The organism is Embleya sp. NPDC005575, from assembly GCF_040605455.1.
In the GTDB taxonomy this organism is placed as follows: Bacteria; Actinomycetota; Actinomycetes; order Streptomycetales; family Streptomycetaceae; genus Embleya.
Window position 1 is genome coordinate 1 of sequence record NZ_JBEXCV010000222.1, and the last position, 11,059, is coordinate 11,059.

Below are 11,059 nucleotides of genomic sequence, written 5' to 3' on the forward strand. Positions count from 1 at the left end.
GAGGCCACCGAGCCGCCCCGCCGGGCATGACATGCGTCCCCGTCCCGGTGTGCTCGTGCACCGGGTAGGCCCCGGACGGCGCGGCCGGTCGGCCCGCCGCCGTGGCGTCACGCCCGTGGGTGGGCCATTCCTGGTGCGGCAGCGACTTGCCGCGCGTGACCGTCGGCGGGCTCGGTGCGCCCAGGACCACGATCAGGAAGTACGCGCACAGTGCGAACAGGACCAGCACGCCGACGTTGACCGCGCTTTGCTCGACCCGGGCCCCGGCCGGGATGTCGGCGAACCCGCCGCCGTCGTAGGCGAGAGCACCCAGCGCCACGGTGACCCCGGCGATCCCCTGCACGGCGAGCACCCCCAGCGCGGCCCGAGTGATCACCCGGGCCCTCGGTGTGGGCCGCCCCGCATGGGTCACCAACAGCACCGCGCCGGCGAGCAGCGCCGGCGTGAGGACGTCGAGCAGCGCGGACTGACCGCCATAGGCCCGTGCCCGGAAGCCGTGCACCCCCGACCCCACACCGAACAGGACGCGCAGCGCGTCGACCGCCAATTCCAACGCCACAAACCCGACCAGCGCCCATGCCGCCGGCTCCCGCAAACGATCCGTTTCCTGCCGCATCCGACTGCCTCCCCGTGGCCACGTTCGCGGCTCAGGGTAGACGGGCACGGGCGCCGCGGCAGGAGCCGCGTCTCGGCGAGGCGCGGAGAGCGGCCGACTCAGAGCCGATCGAGGGCATCCTGCACGGTCATCCCGTCGGCGAGGTCGCCGGTGACCAGGTCGGTGCCGACCGGCGCGTCGCCGACCTCGGTACCGACGCTGTTGGACAGCGGGTTCACACCGCCGCCGTTCATCGGGTTGAGCTGCGCGCGCTGCACGGCGCCGAGCACGGCCTCGGTCGCGACTGCGGCACCCTTGCCGGCGGCGGGTACATCGGTCCGAGAGATCCCGTCGGGCACGGCGGGCGCGGCCGCGGCACTGCCGGCGATGCCGAACGCGGCGGCGGCGCCGAGAGACGTGGCGGCAAGCGCGGTACGAAGAACGGAGGACATAACGGTGGCCCTTCCCTGTCGACCAGAGGATTGACCACGCAACGTAGCCACTCGGCTACGAGAAGCGCAATTCGGCGCCCCGTGCGCCGATGTCCCGAATCCGCTTCGAATTCGACGGAACCGTCACAGCCTCATCCGCCGTCCCTGCCGATGAGACACACCCGGCTCGGGACACATCACCACCGATCGACACAACTGCACAGCGGAAGCCGGCGGCGGAAAGCCGGCACGGAGGCGCCACCGAGATGGCGAACAACCGAGCAGGTACCACCCGTGCGGGTGTCAGGCGACGAGTTCGGCGAACGCCTCGTCGGCACCGAAGCTCAGCGCGTCGTCCTCGCGCAGCCGGCGCAGCGCGCGCCAGATGCTCGACTTGACCGTGCCGACGCTGCAACCGAGCACCTCGGCCACCTCCGGGTCGGTACGACCCTCGTAGTAGCGCAGCACCAGCATGGTGCGCTGCGGTTCGGGCAGCTTGGCCAGCGCCCGCCACAGCACCGCGCGCAGCTCGGTGTCGCCCATCGAGTCCGAACCGTCGGGACGCTCGGGCAGCTCCTCCGAGGGGTACTCGTTGATCCGACGCCGCCGCCAGGCCGATATGTGCAGGTTGGTCATCGTGCGGCGCAGGTAACCACCCAGCGCGGCCTTGTCCTGGATCCGACCCCACGCCTGGTACGTGCTCATCAGCGCGCTCTGCAACAGGTCCTCGGCCTCGTTGCGGTCACCGGTGAGGTGGTACGCGGTGGCGAACAGGGCCGACCGGCGTTCCCGGACGTACGCGGTGAATTCGTCGTCGACACTGTCCGTGCACGGAACGCTACGCGCGTTTCCGTTCAGCGGAGCGAGGGCGACGACGGTACGGCGGTTGTCCTTGCGGATGCCCTGCGACTGCGTCTGGGACTGCATGACTTCTCCCCCGGTTCGGCGCTCGTTCACGATGTACAGCCTGCTGGGCGGGCTTCATCGTCACGTCGGCGAGCTGTCACAGGTATGCAACAGCGGCCTCGGTCGGCGAACCGGAAGGGGCCTCCCCGTGTTCTTCCCAGCCGTGACGTCAGACACAATGGCCTGCGTGCCCTACCTGCTGCTTATCGAGGATGACGAGTCCGTGCGAACCGGACTCGAACTCGCCCTGGGGCGCCAGGGCCATCGCGTGGTCACCGCTGCCACCGGTGAGGCCGGCCTGGAGCGGTGGCGCGAGCAGCGTCCCGACCTGATCGTGCTCGACGTGATGCTGCCGGGCATCGACGGCTTCGAGGTGTGCCGGCGGATCCGCCGCACCGACTCGCTGCCGATCATCCTGCTGACCGCGCGCAACGACGACATCGACGTGGTGGTCGGGCTGGAGTCCGGCGCCGACGACTACGTGGTCAAGCCGGTCCAGCCGCGCGTACTGGACGCCCGGATCCGCGCGGTGTTGCGTCGCGGCGAGCGCGAGGTGTCCGACGCGTCGGTGTTCGGCGACCTGGTGGTCGACCGCAACGCGATGACGGTGACCAAGGCCGGCGAGGAACTCCAGCTCACCCCGACCGAGTTGCGGCTCCTGGTCGAACTGAGCCGGCGCCCCGGCCAGGCGCTGTCCCGGCAGCAATTGCTGCGCCTGGTGTGGGAGCACGACTACCTCGGCGACTCGCGTCTGGTGGACGCGTGCGTCCAGCGGCTGCGCGCGAAGGTGGAGCAGACTCCGTCCGCACCGACGCTGATCCGCACCGTCCGGGGCGTCGGTTACCGCCTCGACCCGCCCCAGTGACGGGCCGGCCGCCGCTGGTACGCCGCGTCGTCCGCCGGGTCGCCCCGACCCTGAAGCTGCGCTCGTTGCGGTTTCGGGTGCTCGTCGCCTTCGCGCTGGTCGCGCTGATCTCCGCGGTCGCCGCGTCCGGGATCGCCTACTGGCTGACTCGTACCGCCGTCCTGGAGCGCGCGCAGGACTCGGTGCTCACCGAGTTCCGGGACAACCTCGGTCGGGTCTCCGCGAACCTGCCGGAGAAGCCGGACCAGGCCGACCTGGGGCCCGCCGTCGATCAGATGCGGGAAAGCAGCTTCGGCTACTCCGTGGTCCTGGTCGGCGTGGACGGCCGCCCGGTCGCCTCCAACCCGACCCGGTTCCCGCTGGAACGGGTGCCCGCCAGGCTGCAGCGCGTGGTGCAGACCGCCGACAACAACGGCGGCTTCCACATGTACTTCCAGCGTATCGACATCGACGGGCAGCCCTACCTCGTCGGCGGCACCCGGGTGGTGCCCAACGGGCCCACCGGCTACATGTTCAAGTCGCTCAAGGACGAGCAGGCCGACCTCAACTCGCTGGCCCGCTACCTGATCGTGGGCACCCTGCTCGCGCTCGGCGCGGCGGCGGTCGTCGCGGTGTTCGCCGCGCGGCACATCCTGCGCCCGGTACGCCGGCTGGGCCACGCCGCGCGCGAGTTGGGCGCGGGCCGCCTGGACACCCGGCTGGACGTGCGCGGCTCGGACGAACTCGCCGACCTGTCCCGCACCTTCAACGACGCGGCGGAGAAGCTGGAGCGCAGCGTCGCCGAGCTGCGTGCGTTGGAATCCTCCTCGCGCCGGTTCGTCGCGGACGTCTCGCACGAGCTGCGCACCCCGCTGGCGGCGATGACCGCGGTCAGCGAACTGCTCGAGGAGGAGGCGGACAGCCTCGGCGAGCAGGGCGCGCCCGCCGCGCGGCTGGTGGTCGCCGAGATCGAGCGGCTGGCCACGCTGGTCGAGGACCTGATGGAGGTGTCCCGCTTCGACGCGGGCACCGCGGCGCTGGTGGCCGACGAGGTGGACATCACCGACCTGGTCACCGCGTGCCTGGACGCCCGCGCCTGGATGGACGCGGTGGACCTGCGGGCACCCCGGGGCATCCTGGCCAAGGTGGACCCGCGCAGACTGGACGTCATGGTCTCCAATCTGGTCGGCAACGCGTTGCGGCACGGCGGCTCGCCGGTGACCGTCGAGATCCACCACGAGCCGCGCGCGACGGTCCCCGGCATGCTCGCCGGTCCGGGCGAGGAGGACCTGGTGATCGAGGTCTCCGACACCGGTCCCGGCATCCCCGAGGACGTGCTGCCGCACGTGTTCGACCGTTTCTACAAGGCGGACAGCTCGCGGGCCCGTTCCGAGGGCAGCGGATTGGGCCTTTCCATCGTGATGGAGAACGCCCGTATCCACGGCGGTACGGCGTTCGCCTCGAACATGCCCGGGGGCGGCGCCAAGTTCACCCTGCGCCTGCCGTTGGTGCCGCCCGAGCTCGAAGAGATAATCGACCCGGACGAAGGGGTCGAGGACGACGGCGTGCACGCCGACCTCGACGCGGAGTACGCCGAGAATGCCGAGAACGCCGGGCCTGCGGAACAGGTCGGGTCGAACCTCGGCGACGTCGGAGGCATCCGTTCCGGCAGGCACGACGAGCGAGGAGGCAGGCGTTGAGACCTCGTCGGCGGCTCCCGATCGTGGTGTTCGCGACGACGGGCGTGCTCGCCGCGCTCACATCGTGCGGGATTCGGCCGACCGAGGGACCGGTGGGCGCCGGGAAGCCGGCCAACCGGACGGCGCCGTCCGCGCAGAGCCAGTTGCCCGGCTCGGAGCGGCACATCGTGTATCTGGTGAAGGACAACCGACTACAGGCGCTGCCCCGGGGCGGCCGGCTGCTGCTGCGGCCGAACGAGGCGGTCCCGGACAAGGCGCGCATCGACCAGGTCAACCAGCTCCTGGAGGAGCTGCACCTGGGCCCCAACGACGCCGAGGCGCTGGACGGATACACCACCGCGCTGCCCGCCGGCGGCCTGACTGCGGCGGATCGGCGCGACGGCGACCCGCCCGCCCTGTTCCGGCTGGACGCGCCACTGTCGGCGCTGGCCACGATCGCGCTCGGCCAGGTGGTCTGCACGCTGCAGAGCGCGTCCGGCGGTGACACCGTGCTGCTCGCCGGGCGGCGCACCGCGCCGGAGAGCTACCGGTGTGAGAGCTATCTCGACATCAGCCGCAAGAACGCGGCCACACCGCCCCCCGGCACCCGGCCCTCCGGCTCGCCGTCGGCGTTCGAGAAGGACTGGCCGCAGGCCGCCCGCCCCTCCGGGAAGACCCTTACTTCCCAAGGCGGATGACCGGTCGGGCCCTGCGACGGATGTGTCCGGATGCGGATCCGCCTACCTTCGAAGTACGACGACGCCGTATCCGCAGTCGTCGCATCGAGGAGGCACCATCATGACCATGAGCACCGCGATTCTCAGCCGCCCGCGGCACGGCCGCCGGATCGCCGGCGTCTGCGCCGGGATCGCCCGCCGCTACGGCTGGTCCGTCACCACCGTGCGGGTGGTGTTCGTGTTGTCCTGCCTGCTGCCGGGCCCGCAATTCCTGCTGTACATCGCGCTGTGGATCCTGCTGCCCCAGGACTGAGCCGGGCGGCAGGGGGCACGGCCCGACCGCGCCGGCGCCTATCATCCGATCAACGGATGGGTAGGCGGGTCGATCGAGTGGTCTTGCGGGACCGGAGGATTCCGGGCCGTGCGCTCGGTCGGGGGGCGGGGACATGCAACCGGGAAGCACGCACAACAAGAACCTCATCGTCACCATGTCGGTGTTCGCCGGCGTATTGGTGACCTTGATCGGGCTGGTGCTGAGCGGCACATTGGCGGTCGAGGCCGGGCGCACGCAGGCGATGAACTCGAAGCAGTACAGCGACCGCGACGTCGAGGACACCCGAGGGTTCTGGGATCAGAACCGGCAGGACGAGGCCAAGCCCCGGGGCAACGAGATCTCCCCCGGCCAGCAGCAGCCGCAACTGCCCGACCAGGAGCAGCAACGCCCCGAGGCGGACTTCCGCCAACCGCCGACGATCCAGGCGCGCCGGGTGGCCGCGCCGTACACCGAGCCCGACACGGCGATCCGGGGCAAGATCTTCTTCCGGATGCCGGACGGCGTCGCCGAATGCAGCGGCACCGTCGTGCACCACCCCAGCGGGAACATGGTGTGGACGGCGGGGCACTGCCTGCACGGGGGCCGGAACGGGACCTTCTACGACCGGGTCACGTTCGTGCCCGGGTACAACGGCGCGGGCCGCACGCCGGCCGAACGCGAGCCGTACGGGCGTTGGCCGGCCCGGCGGACCACGGTGAGCAACCAGTGGGCGCAGAACGCCGATCCGGGCGGCAAGGACGCGAGTGCGTCGCCGTACGACTACGGCGCCTTCATCGTCGACTCGCGCGCCGGTCGCACGCTGGAGGACGCGGTGGGGCCGGGCGCGGACGTGTACTGGAACGCACCCCGACACCTTCGCGTGCAGTCGTTCGGCTACCCGGGCGACACGCCCTACGACGGCACCACGCTCTACACGTGCTCGTCTCCGACCACGGACTTCCGCGAGGATGGCTGGCCGCAACCGGACATGTTGTGGATGGGCTGCACGATGACCGGCGGCTCCTCCGGCGGGGGTTGGTTCGCCGAGGTGAACGGGCGAAGTTTCCTGGTCAGCAACGTCTCGCTCGGGGTGACCTCGCCGACGTCGCACACCATGACCGGACCGTATCTGGGGAACGTGGCGAAGGACATGTACGACTCGCTGTAGCGCGTGCGCGGCAACGATCGGGCGGCCGCCGCCCGGGCATGACGAAGCCGTGTCCTCGCGCAGGATCGACACGCGATGGACACGGCTCGTGCCGCGGCAGGACCGACCGGTTCCGCACCGACGACCCGGCTCGGCGGCAGGGGCAGAACCCGATGCGGATGCTAAAGGGGCAGACCCTCGAGCGGCGACCCGCCCAGCGGGGAAGCGCCTGTCGACAGCTTCTCGGTGGGCAGCGCGCTGAGCGGCGAGCCCAGGCCGCCCTTGGCCGGGCCGCTCTGCTCGGCGGCCATGTCGCCCATGCCCTGCTCCATGTTGTGGGCAGTGTTCTCGGCCACGTTCGCGGCCAGGCTGTCGAGGGGCGACTGGCCCGGGGTGAGCACCTTGCCGGCGGGAAGTACGTCGGTCACCTGGCTCACCGGGAACGGCGCGGCGGCGGCGTCCGGCATGGCCGGCTGGGCCGTCGAGGCGGACGGCGACAGCTCGTCGACCAGGCCGACCGGCGGCGCCGCACTCGCGGAGCCCGCAGCTCCCGCTGCCAGTGCCGCACCGAGTCCGGCCGTGATGGCCGCCTTACGCGTTACCGATCGCATGTGCATCCTCGGGTTCTCGATTCGGGCGGGGCAAAGCACACCCCGTAACGAAGTGAGACCGCAACGTAGCGAACCGGACGCGGGATACGCAAAACGCCCCTTCGGGTCAGGCGGGACCGTTCGCCCGCGCGCGGAAGGGGCCCGGGGCGCGCCCGCGATCCGCATGGCTCCGAATCGGGCGGGCGCACCCGCGAAAGGTCAGTTCCGACCGAAAAGCCATTCCGACTTGAGCACGGCATAACCGGGCTTGATCACCTCGTTGATCATCGCGAGGCGCTCGTCGAAGGGCAGGAAGGCGCTCTTCATCGCGTTCACGGTGAACCACTGCAGGTCGTCCAGGCCGTAGCCGAACGCCTCGACGAGGTGTTCGAACTCCCGCGTCATCGACGTACCGCTCATCAAACGGTTGTCGGTGTTCACGGTCACCCGAAAATAGAGTCGGCGCAGTAGGCCGATCGGGTGATCGGCGTAGGACGTGGCAGCGCCGGTCTGCAGATTCGAGGTCGGGCACATCTCCAGCGGGATGCGCTTGTCACGCACGTACGCCGCGAGCCGGCCGAGTTCGACGCTGCCATCGTCCTTGACCGTGATGTCGTCGATGATCCGCACGCCGTGTCCGAGTCGGTCCGCGCCGCACCACTGGAGCGCCTGCCAGATCGACGGCAGGCCGAACGCCTCGCCGGCGTGGATGGTGAAGTGGTTGTTCTCCCGCTTGAGGTACTCGAACGCGTCCAGGTGACGCGTGGGCGGGAAGCCCGCCTCCGCGCCGGCGATGTCGAAGCCGACCACGCCCAGGTCGCGGTGCCGGTTGGCGAGTTCGGCGATCTCCAGCGAGCGGGCCGCGTGCCGCATCGCGGTGAGCAGCGCGCCGACCTTGATCCGGTTGCCGGCCTCGGCCGCGCGGCGCTCGCCCTCGCGGAAGCCCTCGTCGACCGCCTCGACCACCTGGTCCAGGGTCAGGCCCGCGGCCAGGTGCTGCTCGGGCGCGTAGCGGATCTCGGCGTAGACCACGCCGTCGGCGGCGAGGTCCTCGGCGCATTCGGCGGCGACGCGGAACAGACCCTCGCGGGTCTGCATCACCGCCACGGTGTGGTCGAAGGTCTCCAGGTAACGCTCCAGCGAGCCGGAGTCGGCGGCCTCGCGGAACCAGGTGCCGAGCGCTTCGGGGTCGGTGGTGGGCAGGCGGTCGTAGCCGACCGCCTCGGCGAGTTCGATGATCGTGGTGGGACGCAGCCCACCGTCGAGGTGGTCGTGGAGCAGGACTTTGGGGGCACGCCGGATCTGCTCGACCGTGGGCGAGACAGCGGGCGTGTTCGGGTGGCTGCTGTACATGAAAGGACTTTACTGCCTACGCGCGTAGATCATGCTGCTTTTTTGGGCGCCTTCGTCGCCGGCTCGCGAGGGGAGCACCTTTTTGTCTCCCCCGCTTCGCGCGTCGATCACTTGGGTGGGCGCGGGTCGGGGGCGCTGACGCGCCGGGGGGTGGCAGGGTGGGGGAGGGCTCAGTCCTCGGGGCGGTCCGGGTGTAGCAGGTTGCCGCGTCGGCCGAGCACGAACTCGCGGAACAAGCGCACGGGCGCGGTCTCCGGTCGGCCCGGCATCCAGGCCAGCCCGATGGTGCGAAAGGTGCGGGGCGCGGTGACGGCAAGGTGCACCGTGCCCGGGCGCGGCGCGTCGGGTGCGGGCAGCAGCGCAACGCCCAGGCCCGCCGCGACCAGGCCGCGCAGCGTCTCGGCCTCCTCGCCCTCGAAGGCGATCCTGGGTACGAACCCGGCCTCGGCGAACAGCGCGTCGGTGATCCGGCGCAGCCCGTAGCCGGGCTCCATGCACACGAACACGTCCTCGGCCGCCTCCGCCAACCGCACCCGGCGACGGCGCGCGAGCCGGTGGTCGGCCGGCACCACCAGGTAGAGCCGCTGATCGTCGAGCGCCCGCACCGCCAGATCCGGTGCGTCCGGCAACGGCGCGGTCAGGCACAGGTCGAGTTCGCCGGCCCGCATGCGCTCCAGCATCGCCGAGGCCGACGCCTGGACGAGTTGGAAGCGGATACCCGGGTGGTGCACCCGAAAGGCACGCAGCAGGCCGGGCACCGCCTCGGGCCCCATCGTGTGCAGGAATCCGAACGCGACCTTGCCGCGCGCCCCGCCCACGTCCTCGATCACCTCGTCCAGTCCGCGCTCCAGCAGCGCGAGCGCCTGTTCCACGTAGCCGAGCAGGGTGTGGCCCTGTCGGGTGAGCGCCACCCCGCGCCCGGTGCGGGCCAGCAGCGGCACGCCGACGTCGGCCTCCAACCGGGCCATCGTGCGGCTGAGCGTGGGCTGCGGGATGCCCAGGCCGGCCGCCGCTCGGGTGATGTGCTCCTCGCGCGCGACCGCCGCGAATTGCGTCAGGAGCGGGACGATGGCAGCGGAAACCTCCGCTGATCTGCTGTCATACGACATGGTATGGATTCTTGCTCAAACATGCATTGGACGCATGAAACGACGCGGCCTAGCTTCGTACTCATGCCCGCCTCGAACAGCTCATCGGACCCCGCCCCAAGCACCCTCCCGACCGCTACTTCGGCGATCCGGCACACGCGCGGTTCGCGCGCGTATCGCCGGGTGAACCTGGCGCTGTTCGCCGCGGGCTGTTCGACCTTCGCGATGCTCTACGCGACCCAGACACTGCTGCCGGAGTTGTCCGACGGGTTCGACCTGGACCCGGCCACGGCCAGCCTCTCGGTCTCGGTGACCACCGGTGCGCTGGCCCTGGCGGTGATCCCGGTAAGCATGCTGTCCGAGCGGTGGGGCCGCTCGCGGGTGATGACGATCTCCGTGTTCGGCGCCGCCCTGCTGGGCGTACTGGCCGCGTTCGCCCCGGACTTCGGCACCCTCGTGGCGCTGCGCACGGTGCAGGGTGTCGCACTGGCCGGGCTGCCCGCGACTGCGATGGCCTACCTCGCCGAGGAGGTCGACGGGCCCTCGCTGGGCTCGGCGATGGGGCTGTACGTGGCGGGCAACAGCATCGGCGGCATGGGCGGCCGGTTGGTCACCGGACTGGCGTCGGACCTGGGCGGGTGGCGGGTCGCACTGGTGGCGGTCGGTCTGCTCGCCCTCGGGTCGGCGGTCGCCTTCCGGGTGTTGCTGCCGCCGTCGCGCAACTTCACCCCGTCGACCATGAGCGCCCGGCAACTCACCGGCGTGCTGCGCTCGCACCTCGCGGATCCGGTACTGCGTCGGTTGTACCTGCTGGGCATGGTGTTCATGGCGGCGTTCGGCACGGTCTACAACTACCTCGGCTACCGGTTGCTCGCCGAGCCGTTCGGGTTGCCGCAGACGGTGGTCGGCGCGATCTTCGTGATCTACCTGGCGGGTACCTTCAGTTCGGCCGCCTCGGGCCGGCTGGTCGGCCGGATCGGGCACCGTGCGACGTTGTGGGCCGCCGCGGCGATCACCGCCGCGGGCGCGCTGCTGACCCTGCCGGACCACCTGGCACTGGTCGTGGTCGGCCTGATCGTGCTCACGGCGGGCTTCTTCGCGGGCCATTCGGCGGCCAGTTCGGCGGTCGGCCTGCGGGTCACCGAGGGCCGCGCGCAGGCATCCGCGCTGTACCTGGCGGCCTACTACCTCGGCGCGAGCGTCGGCGGCCCGATCGGTGGCGTCGCCTTCCACGGCCAGGGCTGGGCGGGCGCGGTGCTGCTCGTGCTGGTGCTGATGGCCGCGGCGGGCGCGGTGGCCCACGGCCTCAAGGGCCGGGTGGCCGGCGCGCCGGCGCCCGCACCGATTTGGCGGCTAGCTATCCCCGACTGCGCGAGGACCAACTGCAAAAGCTCGCGTGGACGGTGTTCGTCCCGCTCGCGCTCGGCCAACTCGTC

General features: G+C 71.1%; 11 protein-coding genes and 1 pseudogene. 6 read left to right on the forward strand and 6 right to left on the reverse strand.

Annotation, left to right across the window (positions count from 1 at the left end; translation table 11 throughout):
- The 3 genes from ABZS54_RS39515 to ABZS54_RS39525 all read right to left on the reverse strand — a co-directional run.
- A partial coding sequence (locus tag ABZS54_RS39515; RefSeq protein WP_355547171.1) for a hypothetical protein occupies positions 1-616 on the reverse strand: 616 nt, incomplete at its 3' end.
- A 98-nt stretch (positions 617-714) separates the two neighbouring features.
- Positions 715-1,047, reverse strand: coding sequence for a hypothetical protein (locus tag ABZS54_RS39520; RefSeq protein WP_355547173.1), 333 nt, complete (start codon positions 1,045-1,047; stop codon positions 715-717).
- 282 nt (positions 1,048-1,329) lie between these two features.
- On the reverse strand, positions 1,330-1,953 hold the full coding sequence (locus ABZS54_RS39525; RefSeq protein WP_355547175.1) for a SigE family RNA polymerase sigma factor: 624 nt from the start codon (positions 1,951-1,953) through the stop codon (positions 1,330-1,332).
- 166 nt (positions 1,954-2,119) lie between these two features.
- On the opposite strand from ABZS54_RS39525, the gene ABZS54_RS39530 reads away from it, so the two are divergent.
- The 5 genes from ABZS54_RS39530 (at position 2,120) to ABZS54_RS39550 (ending at position 6,613) form a co-directional block, all read left to right on the forward strand.
- On the forward strand, positions 2,120-2,797 hold the full coding sequence (locus tag ABZS54_RS39530) for a response regulator transcription factor (RefSeq protein ID WP_174861367.1): 678 nt from the start codon (positions 2,120-2,122) through the stop codon (positions 2,795-2,797).
- Positions 2,794-4,476, forward strand: a complete 1,683-nt coding sequence (locus tag ABZS54_RS39535; RefSeq protein ID WP_355547177.1) for a HAMP domain-containing sensor histidine kinase — start codon at positions 2,794-2,796, stop codon at positions 4,474-4,476. The genes ABZS54_RS39530 and ABZS54_RS39535 overlap by 4 nt, the downstream gene beginning before the upstream one ends.
- The gene (locus tag ABZS54_RS39540) at positions 4,473-5,153 is read left to right on the forward strand and encodes a hypothetical protein (RefSeq protein WP_355547179.1); all 681 of its coding nucleotides are present in this window, start codon (positions 4,473-4,475) and stop codon (positions 5,151-5,153) included. The genes ABZS54_RS39535 and ABZS54_RS39540 overlap by 4 nt, the downstream gene beginning before the upstream one ends.
- A gap of 100 nt (positions 5,154-5,253) precedes the next feature.
- Entirely contained in the window at positions 5,254-5,445 is a 192-nt protein-coding gene (locus ABZS54_RS39545; protein ID WP_020552665.1) for a PspC domain-containing protein, read from the forward strand.
- Between the two features lie 133 nt (positions 5,446-5,578).
- Positions 5,579-6,613 carry a hypothetical protein gene (locus ABZS54_RS39550; RefSeq protein ID WP_355547181.1) on the forward strand — a complete coding sequence of 345 codons (1,035 nt, stop codon included), beginning with the start codon at positions 5,579-5,581 and terminating at the stop codon, positions 6,611-6,613.
- A 161-nt stretch (positions 6,614-6,774) separates the two neighbouring features.
- On the opposite strand, the gene ABZS54_RS39555 is transcribed toward ABZS54_RS39550, so the two are convergent.
- From ABZS54_RS39555 to ABZS54_RS39565, 3 genes are all read right to left on the reverse strand, one after another.
- Positions 6,775-7,203 (reverse strand): hypothetical protein, encoded by a 429-nt coding sequence (locus ABZS54_RS39555; RefSeq protein ID WP_355547183.1) that lies wholly within the window; start codon positions 7,201-7,203, stop codon positions 6,775-6,777.
- 198 nt (positions 7,204-7,401) lie between these two features.
- Positions 7,402-8,535, reverse strand: a complete 1,134-nt coding sequence (locus ABZS54_RS39560) for an adenosine deaminase (protein ID WP_355547185.1) — start codon at positions 8,533-8,535, stop codon at positions 7,402-7,404.
- 170 nt (positions 8,536-8,705) lie between these two features.
- Entirely contained in the window at positions 8,706-9,644 is a 939-nt protein-coding gene (locus ABZS54_RS39565) for a LysR substrate-binding domain-containing protein (protein ID WP_355547187.1), read from the reverse strand.
- Between the two features lie 204 nt (positions 9,645-9,848).
- On the opposite strand from ABZS54_RS39565, the pseudogene ABZS54_RS39570 reads away from it, so the two are divergent.
- Positions 9,849-10,859 (forward strand): annotated as a pseudogene (locus ABZS54_RS39570) (MFS transporter); the annotation flags it as partial.
- Positions 10,860-11,059 lie beyond the last annotated feature (200 nt).